This window comes from Pseudoalteromonas sp. SIMBA_162 (assembly GCF_046535955.1).
Classification (GTDB): Bacteria; Pseudomonadota; Gammaproteobacteria; order Enterobacterales; family Alteromonadaceae; genus Pseudoalteromonas; species Pseudoalteromonas marina.
In genome coordinates this window covers 1-234 of sequence record NZ_JAWJBQ010001267.1, presented here as the reverse complement: position 1 = coordinate 234, position 234 = coordinate 1, and the positions used below count along the sequence as shown (strand labels likewise).

Annotated in this window: 1 protein-coding gene; it reads left to right on the top strand. The window is 40.2% G+C overall.

The genetic code is table 11. The features are described 5' to 3' along the window. A partial coding sequence (locus R0J88_RS23710; protein WP_410901415.1) for a response regulator occupies window positions 1-234 on the top strand: 234 nt, incomplete at both ends.

Below are 234 nucleotides of genomic sequence, written 5' to 3'. Positions count from 1 at the left end.
ATATGTTAGCGCCAACAGCTGTTACTATTACAATGGCAAACGACGGCTTAGGAGCGCTTAAAACATTAAAAAATAATGTGTTTGATTTAATTTTAATGGACTGTCACATGCCTAATATGGACGGTTATGAATGTACTATACGCATTCGCGAAAGTGTAATGGGGGCAGATACACGGGTTCCAATTATCGCTATTACAGGCGATGCACATGCAGAAGATAGGCAGCGTTGTTTAG